The sequence below is a fragment of the Nocardioides potassii genome (assembly GCF_021648885.1).
GTDB classification, from domain to species: domain Bacteria; phylum Actinomycetota; class Actinomycetes; order Propionibacteriales; family Nocardioidaceae; genus Nocardioides; species Nocardioides potassii.
Window position 1 is genome coordinate 32,612 of record NZ_JAKJHZ010000003.1, and the last position, 17,892, is coordinate 50,503.

Below are 17,892 nucleotides of genomic sequence, written 5' to 3' on the forward strand. Positions count from 1 at the left end.
CGACGGCGTCAGCCGCGGTTGGCCTTGCGCGCCTGCGAGGCGGTCTTGGCGCGGGCGTTGGCGTCGAGCACGACCTTGCGGATCCGCACGGTCTCGCGGGTGACCTCGACGCACTCGTCCTCGCGGCAGAACTCCAGGCACTGCTCGAGGGAGAGCTTCTTCGGCGGGATCAGCTTCTCGAAGTTGTCGGAGGTGGCGGACCGGATGTTGGTCTGCTGCTTCTCCTTCGTGATGTTGACGTCCATGTCGTCGGCGCGCGAGTTCTCGCCGACGATCATGCCCTCGTAGACCTCGGTGGTCGGCTCGACGAAGAGCACGCCGCGCTCCTGCAGCGACGTCATCGCGTACGCCGTCGCCGCGCCGGCGCGGTCGGCCACCAGCGAGCCGGAGGCGCGCGAGCGGATCTCGCCGGCCCACGGGTGGTAGCCCTCGGAGATGTGGTGGGCGATGCCGGTGCCGCGGGTCTCGGTGAGGAAGTCGGTGCGGAAGCCGATCAGGCCACGGGCCGGGACGATGAAGTCCATCCGGACCCAGCCGGTGCCGTGGTTGGTCATGCCCTCCATGCGGCCCTTGCGGACGGCGAGCAGCTCGGTGATCGTGCCGAGGTACTCCTCCGGGGCGTCGATCGTGAGCCGCTCGAAGGGCTCGTGCAGCTTGCCGTTGACCTCGCGCGTCACCACCTGCGGCTTGCCGACCGTGAGCTCGAAGCCCTCGCGTCGCATCTGCTCGACCAGGATCGCCAGGGCGAGCTCGCCGCGGCCCTGCACCTCCCAGGCGTCGGGACGCTCGGTCGGCAGGATGCGGAGCGAGACGTTGCCGACCAGCTCGGCGTCGAGGCGGTCCTTCACCAGGCGCGCGGTGACCTTGGCGCCCTTGACCTTGCCGACGAGCGGCGAGGTGTTGGTGCCGATCGTCATCGAGATGGCGGGCTCGTCCACGTGGATCAGCGGCAGCGCGATCGGGTTGTCGGCGTCGGCGAGCGTCTCGCCGATGGTGATGTCCGGGATGCCCGCGATGGCGACGATGTCGCCGGGCCCGGCCGACTCGCCGGGCTTGCGCTCGAGGCCTTCGGTGACGAGGAGCTCGGTGATGCGGACGTTCTTCACGTTGCCGTCGCGCTGCATCCAGGCCACGGTCTGGCCCTTCTTCAGGGTGCCCTGGTGGATGCGCAGCAGCGCCAGCCGGCCGAGGAACGGCGACGAGTCGAGGTTGGTCACGTGGGCCTGCAGCGGCGCGCCCTCGTCGTACTGCGGGGCGGGGATGGTCTCGAGGATCGTCCTGAAGAGCGGCTCGAGGTCGGTGCCCTCGGGCATCTCGCCGTTCTCGGGCTGCTCGAGCGAGGCGATGCCGGCCTTGCCCGAGGCGTAGACGACCGGGAAGTCCAGGGCGTCCTGGCTGTGCGACTCGTCGAGGAGGTCCATGAAGAGCTCGTAGGACTCGTCGACGACCTCGGTGATGCGGGCGTCGCTGCGGTCGGTCTTGTTGACGACCAGGATCACCGGCATGTCGGCGTTGAGCGCCTTGCGGAGCACGAAGCGGGTCTGGGGGAGCGGGCCCTCGGACGCGTCGACGAGCAGCACGATCCCGTCCACCATCGACAGGCCGCGCTCGACCTCGCCGCCGAAGTCGGCGTGGCCGGGGGTGTCGATGATGTTGATGACCATCGGCTTGCCCTCGGCGGCGGGACCGGCGTAGTGGACCGCGGTGTTCTTGGCGAGGATCGTGATGCCCTTCTCGCGCTCGAGGTCGCCGGAGTCCATGACGCGGTCCGCGACGCTCTCGGCCTGGTGCGCGGTGAAGGCGCCGGCCTGGCGGAGCATCGCGTCGACCAGCGTGGTCTTGCCGTGGTCGACGTGCGCGACGATCGCGACGTTGCGCAGGTCGGAGCGGGACTGGGTGGGCATGCAGGGGCCTTCCGGTGGAGACAGACGAGTGGCCGCGAGGGCCGGGCGCGACCGACACGGCCGCAGCGTCGAAAGTCTAGTGCCGCAGGCGCGAAACGCTGATTCGTCGCGGCGCCCTACGAGGCCCGCGCGCTCGCTCCCGGGAGGCGTCGCAGGCACTCCTCCATCTGCTCGGCGGCCGCGTCACCGAGCGCCTTGAGCGCCGGCGGAAGCAGCGGCGTCGCCAGCCTGGCCGCACCCTCGGGGTGGAACTCGGCGCGGTAGCTCACCTGCACGTCGTCGCCCTTCTGCTCCACCGTGATGGTGTCGTGCAGGCGCATGGACGACGCGTCGCCCTCCAGCTCGAGCCGACGCGGCGCGTCCAGGGTCACCACCGTGTAGACCGTCTCGGTCTCCCTGCCGAGGAACTTCGACACGTTGCGGTAGCGGGTGCCGACGCCTCCGTCGCCCGACACGAGGTCGGTCGTCTGGGTGGGCGGGTCCCACTCCTCGGTGGTCGTGAAGTCCGACAGGTAGGCGAAGACCTCCTCGGCCCCGCCCGGCACGGTGATCGTGCGGTCGATCGTCGGCATGGGTGCTCCCTCCGTCGCAGGACCCTGCCCGTACCCGGGACACCGTGCTTCATCCGCGCTTCCGCTTGTCGGACCCGCGGGGTAGACCTGTGGCATGACCTCTCGGGAACCGGCGCCCACCACCGTCCACTGCACCTTCATCCCGCCCTGGCTCGCCGAGCGGGTCGACGGCGCCAAGCGAGCCGCGCTCGACGAGGCGCTGCGCACGCGCCGAGGCGTGGAGGCGAGGACCGCGGCGCGGGTCGCCGTCACCGACGGGCCGGCCTGGACGGTGCACGACGCCGGCTCCACCACGACGCTCCCCGGTGAGGCGGTCCGCAGCGCCGGCGACGCGGAGGCGGGCGACGTCGCCGTCGACGAGGCGGCGACGGGGATCGAGGCCACTCTCGCGATGTTCGCCGAGGTGCTCGCCCGCAGCTCGTACGACGACGAGGGAGCGCCCGTGAGCCTGACCGTCCACTACGGCTCGCGCTACAACAACGCGTTCTGGGACGGCGCCCAGCTCGTCTTCGGTGACGGCGACGGAAAGGTCTTCGAGCGCTTCACCAAGCCGGTCGACGTGCTGGCCCACGAGTTCTCCCACGGCGTGGTCGAGCACACCGCCGGCCTGGTCTACCTGGGTCAGTCGGGGGCTCTCAACGAGTCGGTCGCCGACGTCTTCGCCTCCTGCCTCAAGCAGCGCCTGCTCGGCCAGGACGCCGCGGACGGCGACTGGCTGATCGGCGAGGGCATCTTCACCTCGTCGGTGCGGGCGCGCGCACTGCGCGACATGGCGGCCCCGGGGACGGCCTACGACGACCCCCAGCTCGGGGCCGACCCGCAGGTCGGCCACATGGACGACTACGTCGAGACCACCGACGACAACGGCGGCGTCCACCTCAACTCCGGCATCCCCAACAAGGCGTTCCAGCTGGCCGCCGTCGCCGTCGGTGGCACGGCGATCGAGGGCGCCGGCCGGATCTGGTACGACGCCCTCGTCGGCGGCTCGGTGCCGGAGGACGCCGACTTCGCGACCTTCGCCGCCGCCACGATCGCCGCGGCCGGCACGCACGCCGACGCGGTGCGCGAGGCGTGGGCCCAGGTGGGCGTCGAGCCCCTTGCGGGATCGCCCGCGTCGGGCGGGGGCGGCCGGCTGCGCGTCGAGCGCAGCGGTGGGTTCATCGGTCGGAGCGAGGCGGTCGAGGTCGACCTGGACGACGACCTGCGCGGCCTCGTCGCCGAGGCGTCGCTGTCCGGGGCCTCCACGACGGACCCGCCGCGGCCCGACATGTACGTCTACACGTTCACCGTCGACGGCGCCGAGCCCGTGCGCGTCCCGGAGCACCTCCTGACCGCCCGTCAGGCCGAGCTCGCTGAGCGGGTCATCGGCTCAGGGGCGACGGGCGACGCGAGCCCCTGACCTACTTGGGGGTGACCAGCCGCCACCGGCGGCGCAGTAGGTTCTGCGGCATGCCCCGACTGCGGCGAACGTTCCCCGACCAGCCGGGCTGGACCCGGCGGAAGTCGGGCAAGGGCTTCACCTACCTCGACGAGCACGGCGGGCGTCTCGACGCCGAGCAGGTCCAGCGGTGCAAGGACCTCGTCATCCCGCCGGCCTGGCGCGACGTGTGGATCACGCCCTACCCCAACGGCCACCTCCAGGCCGTCGGCACGGACGACGCCGGACGCAAGCAGTACCTCTACCACCCGCAGTGGCGCGCGAGCCGCGACGCTGCGAAGTTCGACCGGATCCTCGGCTTCGGCAAGGCGCTGTCGAAGGCGCGCGAGCGGGTGCTGGCCGACATCGGCGCCGAGACCATGTCGCTCGAGCGGGCGTGCGCGGTCGCCGTACGCCTGCTCGACCTCGGCTACTTCCGCATCGGCAACGACGTCTACACCGACACCAACGGCTCCTTCGGCCTCACCACGATGCGCAAGGACCACGTGTCGAAGCACGGCGACGCCCTGCGGTTCTGCTTCGTCGGCAAGTCGGGCGTCGAGCACACCATCGACATCGACGACAAGGCTGCCATCGAGGCGCTCCAGGTCATGCGCAAGCGGCGCGGCGGTGGTGAGGAGCTGCTCGCGTGGAAGGACGGCTCGACCTGGCGCGACATCGGGGCGAGCGACGTCAACGCCTACATCCGCACGTGCTTCGGCATCGACGCGACCGCCAAGGACTTCCGCACCTGGCACGCCACCGTCATCGCGGCGGCGGCGCTGGCCGAGACCGACGAGCCCGGCGAGACCAAGGCCTCGCGCAAACGGGCGGTCTCCTCGGCGATGAAGGAGGTCTCGGAGTTCCTCGGGAACACCCCGACCCTCGCGCGGACGTCGTACGTCGACCCGCGGGTCGTGGAGGCCTACGAGCGCGGCCGCACGATCAAGGTGCGCGCGGCGTACGACACCGCCGACGCGCGCCAGGCGGCGCTCGAGCGCGCCGTGCTCAAGCTCCTCGCGGCCTGACGCGCGGTGGTCAGAGGTTCTCGACGACGAAGTCGATCGCGCCGGTGAGCTTCTCCACGTCGGCCGGGTCGATCGCCGGGTACATCGCGATCCGCAGCTGGTTGCGACCGAGCTTGCGGTAGGGCTCGGTGTCGACCACGCCGTTGGCGCGCAGCACGGCCGCGATCCTCGCCGCGTCGATCTCGTCGTCGAAGTCGATCGTGCCGATGACGAGCGACCGGTCGGCGGGCTCCGTCACGTAGGGGGTCGTGTAGGACGTCCGCTCGGCCCAGCCGTACAGCGCGTCGGACGACGCGGTGGTCCGCTCGACCATCCCCTTCAGCCCGCCCTGGGCGTTCATCCAGTCGAGCTGCTCGGCCATCAGGAAGAGCGTCGCGACCGACGGGGTGTTGTAGGTCTGGTTCTTCGAGGAGTTGTCGATGGCCGTCGGCAGGTCGAAGAACGGCGGGATGTAGCGATCGCTCGAGGCGATCTCCTCGGCGCGCGCGAGGGCGCGCGGCGACATCAGCGCGACCCAGAGCCCGCCGTCGGAGGCGAAGCACTTCTGCGGCGCGAAGTAGTAGGCGTCGACCTCGGCGAGGTCGACCGGCAGGCCGCCGGCGCCGGACGTCGCGTCGACGAGCACGATCGCGTCGTCCGCCACGCCGTCGGGGCGCCGTACGGGCGCCATGACCGCGGTCGAGGTCTCGTTGTGCGCCCAGGCGTAGGCGTCGACGCCCTCCTCGGCGACGGCCTCGGGACGCGAGCCGGGGTCGCTCGAGATGACGGTGGGGTCGGCCAGCCACGGTGCCTTCTTGGCCGACGTCGCGAACTTGGAGGAGAACTCGCCGAAGGCCAGGTGCTGGCTCTTCTCCCGGACGAGCCCGAAGCAGGCGATGTCCCAGAACGCGGTCGCGCCGCCGTTGCCGAGCACGACCTCGTAGCCGTCGGGCAGGTCGAACAGCGCGGCGAGGCCCTCGCGGACCCGGCCCACCGTGTTCTTGACCGGCGCCTGACGGTGGGACGTGCCCATGAGCGTGTCACCGGTCGCGGCGAGGGCGTCGAGGTGGCTGGTCTGGATCTTCGACGGACCCGCTCCGAAGCGGCCGTCGGCGGGCAGCAGGTCGGCAGGGATCTCGAGGGCGTCGGTCATGAAGGGGAACCTCACGTGCGGTGGACGGTGGGCCCTGACGACGCTGTCAGATGAGTCCCTATCCTGACATCCGCCGACACACGACGCACGACGGGGGACGCACGATGGACACCGACCTGCGCATCGAGCGGGTCGCGATCACGCACCCCGATGCGATGCTCCTCGTCGAGGCCGTGCAGGGGGAGTACGTCGTCCGCTACGGCGGTCGCGACGAGTCGCCCATCGACCCGGCCGACTTCGAGGACCCGCGCGGGCAGTTCTTCGTCGGCTACCTCGGCGAGGAACCCGTGGCGACAGGGGCGTGGCGTCGCAGCAGCGTCGAGGCCCTCGGCACCAGCCGCACCGCGGAGATCAAGCGGATGTACGTCGTCCCTGCCGCGCAACGTCGCGGGCACGCCCGGCGCATGCTCGCCCACCTCGAGACGACCGCCGCCGCGGCCGGTCTCGAGGCGTTGGTGCTCGAGACCGGGCTGAAGCAGCCCGAGGCGATCGCCCTCTACCTCGCCTGCGGCTACGAGCCCGTGCCGGCCTTCGGCTACTACGCCGGTGCGCCCCTCAGCCGGACCTTCGGCCGCCGGCTCGAACTACACGCGTGATCTTCACTCGAACCCCGGACGCACCTCCTGTCACCGACCTAACGTCGCGGCGTGCGCCGACTGTCGTGGGGAGGGGCAAGGGGCCTGGTCCGTCCGGTACTGACCCTTGCGCTGCTGGCGACCCCGCTGGCCGCCACGGCCTCGGCGTCGGCGGGCGAGGGCACGACGTCGACCCGCGGCATCGTCACCAGCTCGGCGCCGTACCTCATGCCGGTGGAGCCGTACGCCGGCTACCAGCCGCAGACGACGTGCCGTCGCAACCCCAAGGCCGGCGTGCTGATGCTCGCCGACTGGCTGGTCGCCCGCGGCGGCGGCTACGGCCCGATCTTCCGGGCATGTGCCGGGTCGAGCACGAGCGAGCACAAGGAGTCGCGAGCCTTCGACTGGCTGCTCGACGCGACCAGCGAGACCGACCAGGCGCTCGCGCACGCGCTGCTGGACGAGCTGTTCGCCCCCGACGACACCGGTGAGCCCGCCGCGCTCGCGCGCCGGATGGGCATCATGTACGTCATCTGGGACGACACGATGTACGCCTCCTACGACCACTTCGTCCCCAAGCGCTACCTCAGCTCGGGGTGCAGGAACCGGCGGACCCGCTCGCCGACCCTGCGGCACCGCGACCACGTGCACATCTCATTGACCCGTCAGGGAGCCAAGGGCCTGACCTCCTGGTACGCCGTCCAGGCGCCGGTCGCGGTCCCACCGCCGACGTAGGCTGGGTACATGGAGCAGACCCGCGAGCGAGGAGTCATGCTCAACGACGCCGACTGCGGCTTCTGCATGCGTACGGCGGCCGTCGTGCCGAGGCTGGGGGTCGACATCGACGCCTCGACCATCCAGGCGGTCGACCTCGACGCGCTCGGCGTCGACGCGGACCGGGCCCAGGTCGAGATGCCCTACGTCCACCCCGACGGCCGGGTCGACTACGGCCACCGCGCCTTCGCTGCGATCCTGCGCACCGGTCCGCTGCCCTGGCGGGTCGTGGGTCGGGTCATGACCACCCCGCTGGTCGACCCGGTCGCGCGCCGGGCCTACCACTGGGTCGCGGCCAACCGGTCACGTCTGCCCGGCGGCACCGCCGCCTGCGCGCTGCCCGACTGATCGCTGGTCGAGGTGCGAGCGCAGCCTCCCCACCGCTGGTTGAGGTGCGAGCGCAGCCTCTCCACCGCTGGTTGAGGTGCGAGCGCAGCCTCTCCACCGCTGGTTGAGGTGCGAGCGCAGCCTCCCCACCGCTGGTTGAGGTGCGAGCGCAGCCTCCCCACCGCTGGTTGAGGTGCGAGCGCAGCCTCCCCACCGCTGGTTGAGGTGCGAGCGCAGCCTCCCCACCGCTGGTTGAGGTGCGAGCGCAGCGAGCCTCGAAACCAGTCATCTGCGAGCGGTTTCGAGGCTCGTCGCTGGCGCTCCTCACACCTCAACCGACGATGAGACTGCTCAGCCCCAGGCGTCGTCCCAGCCCTCGACGTCGGTCGCGGGACGGGCGCCCGGGCCGGCGTAGACGGCGGACGGGCGGATCAAGCGGCCGGTGGTCTTCTGCTCGAGGATGTGCGCCGACCACCCGCCGGTGCGGGCGCAGGTGAACATCGAGGTGAACATGTGCGCCGGCACCTCGGCGAAGTCGAGGACGATCGCCGCCCAGAACTCCACGTTGGTCTCCAGCACGCGGTCGGGCCGCCGCTCGCGGAGCTCGGCGAGGGCGGCCTTCTCGAGCGCCTCGGCGACCTCGTAGCGCGGCGCGTCGAGCTCCTTGGCCGTGCGGCGCAGCACGCGGGCGCGCGGGTCCTCGGCGCGGTAGACGCGGTGCCCGAAGCCCATCAGCCGCTCGCCGCTGTCGAGCAGCTCCTTGACGTAGGACGTCGCGTCGCCGTCGCGCTTCTCGACCTCCTCGATCATCCCGAGCACGCGCGAGGGAGCGCCACCGTGCAGCGGCCCGGACATCGCGCCGATCGCGCCCGAGAAGGCGGCCGCCACGTCGGCGCCGGTCGAGGTGATGACCCGCGCGGTGAAGGTGGAGGCGTTCATGCCGTGCTCGGCGGCCGAGGACCAGTAGGCGTCGATGGCGTGGGCGTGCTTGGGATCCGCCTCGCCGCGCCAGCGGATCAGGAACCTCTCGGCGAGGCTCGCACCCTGGTCGACCTCCGCCTGCGTCACGACCGGCTTGCCGAGGCCCCGCGCCGACTGGGCGGCGTACGACAGCACCATGACGGCGACGCGGGACAGGTCGAGGCGGGCCTGCTCGTCGGAGATGTCGTAGGTCTGGCCCATGCCGAGCATCGGCGCGAGCATCGCGACCGCGGCCTGGACGTCCGCGCGGACGTCGCCGGTGTGGATCGAGATGTTGTAGGGCTCGGCCGGCGGCAGGCCGGGGGTGTAGGAACCGTCGACCAGGAGGCCCCAGACGTTCTCGAAGGGCACCCGCCCGACGAGCTCCTCGATGTCGACGCCGCGGTAGCGGAGCGCGGACCCCTCCTTGTCGGGCTCGGCGATCTGCGTCTCGAACGCGACGACACCCTCGAGGCCGTGGTGGATCTCGGTCATGCGACTCCTTCGGTTCCCGGAACGGCTCATTGTGCACCCGGCGTCTACCCTCGCGGCTATGGACCTCTCCGGACTGCGCGAGGAGTACGGCCGCGGCGGCCTCGACCTGCCTGACCTGGCCGACGACCCGATCGAGATGTTCGAGCGGTGGCTGCAGCAGGCCGTCGACGCGGGCGTCCACGAGCCCAACGCGATGGTCCTCGCGACCGCCACGCCGGACGGGCGGCCGTCGAGCCGGATGGTGCTGCTGAAGGGTGTCGGCCCGGACGGTTTCGTCTTCTTCACCAACCAGTCCTCGCGCAAGGGCGGCGAGCTCGCGGCGAACCCGCAGTGTGCGCTGCTGTTCCCGTGGCACCCGCTCGAGCGCCAGGTGCGCGTGGAGGGCGTCGCGTCGGTGCTGGCCGACGACGAGGTCGAGGCCTACTTCCACTCCCGCCCGCGTGGTGCCCAGCTGGGTGCGTGGGCCTCGGCCCAGTCCCGCCCGGTGGCCTCGCGCGCCGACCTAGCCGCAGCGTACGCCGCCGCGCAGGAGAGGTTCGGCGCTGACGGCGAGGTGCCGGTGCCGCCCGAGTGGGGTGGCTACCGCGTGCGCCCGGACGTCGTCGAGCTCTGGCAGGGCCGCCCCAGCCGGATGCACGACCGCCTCGTCTACCGACGCTCGGGGGACGGGTGGACCGTGGAACGACTCGCGCCGTAGTCGATGTCCTGAGGTGAACCCTGCCGAAATCCGCTCACCACCGGTGATCCGCGGGCGTTACCCTCCGGTCCATGCAGGAGGCACCCGGCAGGTTGCAGGTGCGCCTGGCCGCCGACGCCGCCAGCGTGCCCGCCGCTCGCCGTTTCGTCGTGGACGGGCTGACCGCGTGGGGCGAGGTCGACCTCGTCGAGGCCGCCGAGCTCGTGACCAGCGAGCTGTCGAGCAACGCCGCGCTGCACGCGGCCGCAGCCTTCATGAGCGTCACCCTCGAGCGCGCCGGGCAGTCGTCCGGGGTCCGGATCGCCGTCGAGGACGACGGGCCGATCCCCGTGGACGCCGTACGTCCGCGCGTGCGGGCTGACGTCGAGTGGCCGGGCCTCGACGCCACCGGTCGCGGGCTGGCGATCGTCGCGATGATCGCCGCGCAGTGGGGGGTCGCCCCGACCGCTGTCGGCAAGCGTGTGTGGGCCGAGCTGACGGATCCCGAGGTCGGCCTGGCGGCTGCCGAGGTGGCGGACCCGGTCGGTGTCCCGGACGTGGACGACGTACCGGTCACGCTGCCTCCCGGCTGGGCCCTCGTCCGCCTCGTCGACTGCCCGGTCGAGCTGAGCCTCCAGCAGGACAGCCACCTCGACGAGCTGGTGCGCGAGCTGCAGCTGCTGTCGCTCGACGAGGGCAACGACGGGTCTGCTGCGCTCGCCGAGGAGATCCGCGGCCTCCTCGTCTCACCGACGCATGCCCGCCTCACCGGACGCCGCGCGGCCGAGCGCGCGCGTGCGGAGGGCCGGAGCTCGGTCGACATCGAGATGGCCATGCCGCGTGAGCTCGGGGACATGGTCGTCCGGCTGCAGGACGCGGTGACGCGGGCCGACGCGCTCTGCGAGGAGGGCCGACTGCTGACGCTGGCCTCGTCGCCCGAGCTGCGGGCGCTCCGCGCGTGGATGACGCACGAGGTGCTCGGCCAGACGACGCACGAGGCCGCGCCCGTGCCGTGGCCGGCCTGGGCACAGCACGCCTGATCCCGCACGCAGTCACCTGCCCAGCGACCATCGTGAAGGCAGTTCGGCCGTCGATCAGCCGAGCCGAGCGTGCCTGTACGTCGTGTCGGCTCGAACTGCCTTCCCTGTGGTCGACCCCGGGAGGCCCAGCGCCGCGGCGATCGCGAAAGTGGTTGTGAGTGAGTGCTCACTCACATACGCTGTTCGACGTGCCACCTCGCGCCAAGCCGCTCTCGCCCGACGACCGCCGGGCCGCCCTCGTCGACGCCACGGTCCCGCTGCTTCTTGAGCACGGGCGCACCGTCACGACCAAGCAGATCGCCGACGCGGCCGGCGTCGCGGAGGGCACGATCTTCCGGGTCTTCGACTCCAAGGACGAGCTCGTGCAGGCGTCCCTCGAGCACGCGCTGGACCTCGACCCGTTCATCGCCCAGCTGCTGCAGGTCGACCCCGACCAGGAGCTCGGCGCGATGCTGCTCGAGGTGGTCGAGCTGTTCCAGCGGCGCTTCGCCCGGGTCTTCCAGCTGATGACCCGGATGGGCATGGTCGGTCCGCCCAAGGCACGGCGCCACATGGAGGCCGAGCGCGAGCGGGTCGCGGCGATCCTCGTCGGCCTGGCCGAGCCGCACCGCGACTCCCTGCGGGTGCCGCCGAGCCAGCTGATGCACATGGTCCGGCTGCTGACGTTCTCCGGCACCCATCCCCACATCTCCGACGGCAACCCGCTCAGCGCCCCGGACATCGTCGACACCGTCCTCAACGGCGTACTCAAGAAGAAGTAAGAGAGACAAGAAGGTCCTGCATGCTGCTCCGCCTCGTCCGCACCTACCTCCGGCCGTACGCCGCACCGCTGGCCGCCGTCGTCGCGCTCCAGTTCGTCGGCACGATGGCCGCTCTCTACCTGCCGAGCCTCAACGCCGACATCATCGACAAGGGTGTCGTCACCGGCGACACGGGCTACATCGTCCGCCACGGCGGACTGATGCTGGCTGTCTCGCTCGTGCAGATCATCTGCTCGGTCATCGCCGTCTGGTTCTCCGCGCGCAACGCGATGGGCTTCGGCCGTGACCTCCGCGCCGCGATCTTCCACCGCGTCGGGACCTTCAGCGCGCGCGAGGTGCAGCAGTTCGGGGCGCCGTCGCTGATCACTCGCGAGACCAACGACGTCCAGCAGGTGCAGATGCTCGTCCTGATGGCCGGCACCCTCCTGGTTGCCGCCCCGATCATGATGGTCGGCGGCATCATCATGGCCGCCCGTGAAGACGTCGGCCTGTCGTGGCTGGTCCTCGCCGTCGTCCCCGTGCTCGGCGTCTCGATCGGCCTGATCGTGCGCAGGATGGTGCCGAACTTCCGCTTGATGCAGGAGCGCATCGACGAGGTCAACCGGCTGCTGCGCGAGCAGATCACCGGCGTGCGCGTGGTGCGGGCGTTCGTCCGCGAGGAGCACGAGACGACCCGGTTCGCCGACGCCAACGCCCAGCTCACCGAGGTCGCGGTCCGCGCCGGCCGGTGGCAGGCCGCGATGTTCCCGACGGTGATGGTGGTGGCCAACGTGGCGACCGTCGGCGTGCTCTGGTTCGGCGGGCACCGCGTCGAGAACGGCCACATGGAGGTCGGCGCGCTGACGGCCTACATCTCCTACCTGATGCAGATCGTCATGTCCGTGATGATGGCGATGTTCATGCTGATGATGGTGCCGCGCGCGTCCGTCTGCGCCGACCGCATCGGCGAGGTGCTCGACACCGACTCGTCCGTCGTACCGCCGGCCGACCCGGTGACCGACCTGCCCGGGCGCGTGGACCTCGCGCTCGACGGCGTCACCTTCGCCTACCCCGGCGCCGACGAGCCCGTGCTGCGCTCGGTGTCGCTGGCGGCGAGCCCGGGCGAGACCGTCGCGATCATCGGGTCGACCGGCGCCGGCAAGTCGACCCTCGTCAACCTCGTGCCGAGGCTCTTCGACGCCACCGGCGGCGCGGTCCGCGTCGGAGGGGTGGACGTGCGTGAGATCGACCCCGAGGTGCTGTGGTCGAGGCTGGGCCTGGTGCCGCAGAAGGCCTTCCTCTTCCGCGGCACCGTCGCCGACAACCTGCGCTACGGCCGGCCGGACGCGACCGAGGACGAGATGTGGGAGGCCCTCGAGATCGCGCAGGCGAGGGACTTCGTCGAGGCGATGCCCGACGGCCTCGACGCCGAGATCGCCCAGGGCGGGTCCAACCTGAGTGGCGGGCAGCGCCAGCGGATGGCGATCGCGCGGGCGGTGATCCGGCGTCCGGACATCTACCTGTTCGACGACTCCTTCTCCGCGCTCGACCTCACCACCGACGCCCGCCTGCGGGCGGCCCTCAGGCCGGTGACCCGCGACGCGACGGTGGTGATCGTGGCGCAGCGCGTCGCGACCATCCGCCACGCCGACCGCATCGTCGTGATGGAGGACGGGGCCGTCGTCGGCACCGGCACCCACGACGAGCTGCTCGCCACGTGCGGCACCTACCAGGAGATCGTCCAGTCCCAGCTCACAGCGGAAGAGGTGGCCTGATGAGCACCGACGCACCCGCCAAGCCCGGCACCCTCAAGGAGACCGAGCGCATCCAGGCCGGCCCCGGACCCGGTCGTGGCCCGATGGGCGGCGGGATGATCGGCCAGAAGGCCGACACCTTCTGGCCCTCGCTCAAGCGGCTCTTCGCCCGGCTGCGCCCCGAGCGCCACAAGACGTACGCCGTCCTCGTCCTGACGCTGGTCAGCGTCGTCGCCACGGCGATCGGCCCCAAGATCCTCGGCCGCGCGACCGACCTCATTTTCGCCGGCCTGATCGGTCGCGACGTGCTGGGGAGCGGCGCGACGCAGGAGCAGGCGATCGAGGCGCTGCGGGCGCAGGGCGAGACCAAGCAGGCCGACATGCTCGCGTCGATGAAGCTCACCGACGGGGTGGACTTCTCCGCCGTCGCCGACGTGCTGCTCCTCGTGCTCGCGGTCTACGTCGCGGCGTCGCTGCTGGCGTGGCTCGGCGGCTACCTGCTCAACGACGTCGTCCAGGGCACGGTCCTGCGGATGCGCTCGGAGGTCGAGGACAAGGTCCACCGGCTCCCGCTGGGCTACTTCGACAAGCAGCCGCGCGGCGAGCTGCTGAGCCGCGTCACCAACGACATCGACAACGTCAGCCAGACGCTCCAGCAGACGATGAGCCAGCTGCTCAACTCGCTGCTGACCGTCGTCGCGGTGCTGGTGATGATGTTTTACATCTCACCGCTGCTGGCGCTGGTCGCCCTGGTCTCCGTGCCGATCTCGATGGTCGTCACGGGTGCGGTGATGAAGCGCTCGCAGGGGATGTTCATCCAGCAGTGGCGGCGCACCGGCACCCTCAACGCCCACATCGAGGAGACCTTCTCCGGCCACTCGATCGTCAAGGTCTTCGGGCGCCAGGCGGAGGCCGAGCGGGTCTTCGCCCAGCAGAACGACGAGCTCTACGAGGCGTCGTACGGCGCCCAGTTCGTGAGCGGGCTGATCATGCCGATCATGATGTTCGTCGGGAACCTCAACTACGTCGTCATCGCGGTCCTCGGTGGCCTCCGGGTCGCCAGCGGCACGATGTCGCTCGGCGACGTGCAGGCGTTCATCCAGTACTCCCGCCAGTTCACCCAGCCGCTCACGCAGGTCGCCTCCATGATCAACCTGCTGCAGTCGGGCGTGGCGTCCGCCGAGCGGGTCTTCGAGCTGCTCGACGCCGAGGAGGAGCCGGCCGAGGAGATCGGTCGCCCGGCCGCGGCGGCAGACGCCCGCGGCGAGGTGCGGTTCGAGGACGTGTCGTTCTCCTACGACCCCGAGCGTCGTCTGATCGAGCACCTGACGCTGACCGCCGAGCCGGGCAGCACGGTCGCGATCGTCGGCCCGACGGGCGCCGGCAAGACGACGATGGTCAACCTGGTGATGCGGTTCTACGACCCGCAGGCGGGCCGGATCCTCATCGACGGCGTCGACATCGCCTCCATCCCGCGCGGCGTGCTGCGCAGCCGGATCGGGATGGTCCTCCAGGACACCTGGCTCTTCGCCGGCACGATCCGCGACAACATCGCCTACGGCCGGCCGGGAGCCACCGAGGAGCAGATCCTCGAGGCCGCCCGGGCGACCTTCGTCGACCGGTTCGTCCACTCCCTGCCCGACGGCTACGACACCGTCATCGACGAGGACGGCTCCAACCTGTCGGCGGGCGAGCGCCAGCTGGTCACGATCGCCCGGGCCTTCCTGTCCGACCCGGCCCTGCTGATCCTCGACGAGGCCACCTCGTCGGTCGACACCCGCACCGAGCTGCTGCTCCAGCAGGCGATGGCGGCGCTGCGCTCGGACCGTACGTCGTTCGTGATCGCGCACCGGCTCTCGACGATCCGCGACGCCGACCTGATCCTCGTCATGGAGGACGGCTCGATCGTGGAGCAGGGCTCGCACGAGGAGCTGCTGTCGGAGGGTGGCGCGTACGCCCGGCTCTACCGCTCCCAGTTCGAGTCGCCGGTGGAGGAGCCCGTCGCCTGACCTCGTCGCGGTACCTGAGGACGTGGCGTACGGGATCGGGACCCGAACTCGTTCCTCACGTCCTCAGATATCCCGTTGAGCGGCTCCCGGTGACGACGTACGTTGGTCGTACACAGAAGGGAGGTGATCCGAAGAATGAATTCTTTTCGGATGAGTGAGGTGGCTGCCCGCTAGGCAGCCCGGTCCGCCGACAGCTGCCGGCGAATCCACTGCAGCCACCCGACCCGCAGGCTCCCGGCGTCATCCACCGGGGCTCCTTCCGAGGAGCAGCAGCCCTGCGGGTCGCTGCATGTCCGGGGTCGTGCGTCCGCTGTGGCGCAGGTCTCGTGGGTACGGAGTTGAGGTCGTCCGCTCGCAGGCATATCGTTGTGGTCAACAACTATTGCGATCAGCAACCACCGAATCGAAGGCAACTGCCGTGACCCAGGCTCCCCCCATCAGCGCCGAGCAGACTGGCGAGATGACCCACCGCCAGGTGCTCGAGGCCCTCAGCGGCCTCCTCCTCGCGATGTTCGTCGCGATGCTCTCCAGCACGATCGTGAGCAACGCCCTGCCGACCATCGTCGACGACCTCCAGGGCAGCCAGACCGGCTATACCTGGGTAGTCGTCGCGACGATGCTCGCGATGACCGCGACCACCCCGATCTGGGGCAAGTTCGCCGACCTCTTCGACAAGAAGCTGCTCGTCCAGTCGGCCCTCGTCATCTTCTCCATCGGCTCCCTCATCGCCGGCTTCGCGCCGTCGATGGAGGTGCTGATCGGCGCCCGTGTCGTCCAGGGCCTCGGCGTCGGCGGCCTGACCGCACTCGTGCAGGTCGTCATCGCCACGATGGTCTCCCCGCGTGAGCGCGGCCGCTACAGCGGCTACATCGGCGCGGTCTTCGCGTTGGCCACGGTGAGCGGCCCGCTCGTCGGTGGCGTCCTGGTGGACACCGTCGGCTGGCGCTGGTGCTTCTTCGCGGGCCTTCCCGTCGCTGCGCTCGCCTTCGTCGTGCTGCAGAAGACGCTGCACCTCCCGGTCGTCAAGCGCGACGTCTCGATCGACTACCTCGGCGCCTTCCTGCTCGTCGGCGGCGTCTCGATCCTGCTGATCTGGGTCTCGCTCGGCGGCCAGAACTTCGACTGGGTCTCGTGGACCAGCCTCGCGCTCGTGGTCGGCTCGATCGCCGTGATCGCCGCCGCGATCCACGTCGAGGCCAACGTCGCGAAGGACCCGGTCATCCCGCTGCACCTGTTCAAGGACCGCACCCTGACCCTGGCCACGATCGCCTCGGTGCTGATCGGCGTCGCGATGTTCGGCTCGACCGTCTACCTCAGCCTCTACTTCCAGCGCGCGAAGGACATGAGCCCGACCGAGGCCGGCCTGATGTCGATCTGCATGGTCGGCGGGCTGCTCGTCTCGAGCATCATCAGCGGCCGCATCATCAGCGCCACCGGCCTCTGGAAGCGCTGGCTCGTCGGCGGCATGGTCGCCGTCATCGCCGGCCTCGGGCTGCTGTCCACCATCGACGCGGGTACCCCGCTCTGGCACACCGGCATCTTCATGGCCGTCCTCGGCCTGGGCCTCGGCGCCACGATGCAGAACCTCGTCCTCGCGGTGCAGAACACCATCGCCCTCGCCGACATGGGTGCCGGCTCGTCGGTCGTCGCGTTCTTCCGCTCGCTCGGCGGCTCGGTCGGCATCGCCGCCCTGGGTGCCGTGCTCGCCCACCAGGTCGCCGACTCCGTCAAGACCGGCCTCGCAGCGCTGCTGCAGACGCACCCGGAGTACGCCGACGCGGTCGGGCACCAGACCGGCGGCATCCCCGACGTCTCGACGATGCCCGCACCCCTCCGTGCGGTGTTCGAGAGCGCCTTCGGTGACGCGACCGGTCACATCTTCCTGGTGGCGCTGCCCTTCGCGCTCGGCGCGCTGATCGCCGTGCTCTTCATCAAGGAGGTCCCGCTGCGGACGTCGGTGAAGCGCGAGGATGAGCTCATGGCCGAGATCTCCCCGACCTCCCCGCAGGCATGACCACCGCCACCGACGCCGCCCAGGCGACGACCTCGACCCGGCACGACGACCTGCGTCGGATCGAGGCCGAGGTCGGCAGCCTGATCCGGCGCGTCAAGCGGGTCATCGGCGAGCGGGCCCGCGAGGTCCACCCCGAGCTGCACCCGATGACCTACTTCATCCTCACCCACCTCGCGGCCAACGGCCCGATGCGCGGTGCGGATCTCTCCGACGCGTTCGGCATGGACAAGGGCGGGGTCAGCCGGCAGGTGCAGTCGCTCGTCGACCTCGGCCTCGTCGAGCGCCGACCCGACAGCGAGGACCGGCGCGCGATCCTGCTCGACGCCACCGACGAGGGCCGTCAGCGCCTCGAGCGGATGAGCCGGACCCGCAGCGACCGCTTCGACCGGCGGCTGTCCGGCTGGAGCGACGAGGAGCTCGCGCAGTTCGCCCGCCAGCTGGCGGCGTACAACGCAGCCCTCTCCGACGACTGACG

The 17,892-nt window shown here is 70.9% G+C and carries 16 protein-coding genes; 12 read left to right on the forward strand and 4 right to left on the reverse strand.

Translation table 11 applies throughout. From position 1 onward, the window contains the following. Positions 1-8 precede the first annotated feature (8 nt). On the reverse strand, positions 9-1,904 hold the full coding sequence (typA, locus tag L2K70_RS01655) for a translational GTPase TypA (protein ID WP_236398059.1): 1,896 nt from the start codon (positions 1,902-1,904) through the stop codon (positions 9-11). A gap of 116 nt (positions 1,905-2,020) precedes the next feature. Then, positions 2,021-2,476 (reverse strand): SRPBCC family protein, encoded by a 456-nt coding sequence (locus L2K70_RS01660; protein WP_236398063.1) that lies wholly within the window; start codon positions 2,474-2,476, stop codon positions 2,021-2,023. 94 nt (positions 2,477-2,570) lie between these two features. Between L2K70_RS01660 and L2K70_RS01665 the strand changes: the two genes are divergently transcribed. Together L2K70_RS01665 and L2K70_RS01670 are read left to right on the forward strand one after the other, a co-directional pair. Continuing rightward, a complete protein-coding gene (locus tag L2K70_RS01665) occupies positions 2,571-3,875 on the forward strand; it encodes a M4 family metallopeptidase (protein ID WP_236398066.1) in 1,305 nt (434 codons plus the stop codon). A 50-nt stretch (positions 3,876-3,925) separates the two neighbouring features. Continuing rightward, on the forward strand, positions 3,926-4,921 hold the full coding sequence (locus L2K70_RS01670) for a DNA topoisomerase IB (protein WP_236398069.1): 996 nt from the start codon (positions 3,926-3,928) through the stop codon (positions 4,919-4,921). A gap of 10 nt (positions 4,922-4,931) precedes the next feature. On the opposite strand, the gene serC is transcribed toward L2K70_RS01670, so the two are convergent. Then, the gene (gene serC / locus L2K70_RS01675) at positions 4,932-6,053 is read right to left on the reverse strand and encodes a phosphoserine transaminase (protein ID WP_236398072.1); all 1,122 of its coding nucleotides are present in this window, start codon (positions 6,051-6,053) and stop codon (positions 4,932-4,934) included. Between the two features lie 50 nt (positions 6,054-6,103). On the opposite strand from serC, the gene L2K70_RS01680 reads away from it, so the two are divergent. From L2K70_RS01680 to L2K70_RS01690, 3 genes are read left to right on the forward strand one after another with little or no spacing between them, the layout of a single operon-like run. Continuing rightward, positions 6,104-6,649 carry a GNAT family N-acetyltransferase gene (locus L2K70_RS01680; RefSeq protein WP_236398075.1) on the forward strand — a complete coding sequence of 182 codons (546 nt, stop codon included), beginning with the start codon at positions 6,104-6,106 and terminating at the stop codon, positions 6,647-6,649. A 51-nt stretch (positions 6,650-6,700) separates the two neighbouring features. Next, a complete protein-coding gene (locus L2K70_RS01685) occupies positions 6,701-7,363 on the forward strand; it encodes a VldE C-terminal domain-containing protein (RefSeq protein ID WP_236398078.1) in 663 nt (220 codons plus the stop codon). Positions 7,364-7,372: 9 nt separating this feature from the next. Beyond that, positions 7,373-7,750, forward strand: a complete 378-nt coding sequence (locus L2K70_RS01690) for a thiol-disulfide oxidoreductase DCC family protein (protein ID WP_236398080.1) — start codon at positions 7,373-7,375, stop codon at positions 7,748-7,750. A 330-nt stretch (positions 7,751-8,080) separates the two neighbouring features. Here L2K70_RS01690 and L2K70_RS01695 read toward each other — a convergent pair whose 3' ends face one another. Next, a complete protein-coding gene (locus L2K70_RS01695; RefSeq protein ID WP_236398082.1) occupies positions 8,081-9,184 on the reverse strand; it encodes a citrate synthase 2 in 1,104 nt (367 codons plus the stop codon). Between the two features lie 58 nt (positions 9,185-9,242). On the opposite strand from L2K70_RS01695, the gene pdxH reads away from it, so the two are divergent. The 7 genes from pdxH (at position 9,243) to L2K70_RS01730 (ending at position 17,890) form a co-directional block, all read left to right on the forward strand. Next, positions 9,243-9,881, forward strand: a complete 639-nt coding sequence (gene pdxH, locus L2K70_RS01700) for a pyridoxamine 5'-phosphate oxidase (RefSeq protein ID WP_236398084.1) — start codon at positions 9,243-9,245, stop codon at positions 9,879-9,881. A gap of 71 nt (positions 9,882-9,952) precedes the next feature. Next, positions 9,953-10,900 (forward strand): ATP-binding protein, encoded by a 948-nt coding sequence (locus L2K70_RS01705; protein ID WP_236398087.1) that lies wholly within the window; start codon positions 9,953-9,955, stop codon positions 10,898-10,900. A 188-nt stretch (positions 10,901-11,088) separates the two neighbouring features. Continuing rightward, entirely contained in the window at positions 11,089-11,661 is a 573-nt protein-coding gene (locus L2K70_RS01710; RefSeq protein WP_236398090.1) for a TetR/AcrR family transcriptional regulator, read from the forward strand. Between the two features lie 20 nt (positions 11,662-11,681). Next, positions 11,682-13,415 carry an ABC transporter ATP-binding protein gene (locus L2K70_RS01715; RefSeq protein WP_236398093.1) on the forward strand — a complete coding sequence of 578 codons (1,734 nt, stop codon included), beginning with the start codon at positions 11,682-11,684 and terminating at the stop codon, positions 13,413-13,415. Beyond that, positions 13,415-15,403, forward strand: coding sequence for an ABC transporter ATP-binding protein (locus tag L2K70_RS01720; protein WP_303645845.1), 1,989 nt, complete (start codon positions 13,415-13,417; stop codon positions 15,401-15,403). Before L2K70_RS01715 ends, L2K70_RS01720 begins: the two co-directional genes overlap by 1 nt. Before the next feature lie 460 nt (positions 15,404-15,863). Beyond that, complete coding sequence (locus L2K70_RS01725; protein ID WP_236398096.1) at positions 15,864-17,417, forward strand: MDR family MFS transporter; 1,554 nt, start codon at positions 15,864-15,866, stop codon at positions 17,415-17,417. Continuing rightward, positions 17,414-17,890: a MarR family winged helix-turn-helix transcriptional regulator gene (locus L2K70_RS01730; RefSeq protein WP_236398099.1), complete on the forward strand. Its 477-nt coding sequence runs from the start codon at positions 17,414-17,416 to the stop codon at positions 17,888-17,890. The genes L2K70_RS01725 and L2K70_RS01730 overlap by 4 nt, the downstream gene beginning before the upstream one ends. Positions 17,891-17,892 lie beyond the last annotated feature (2 nt).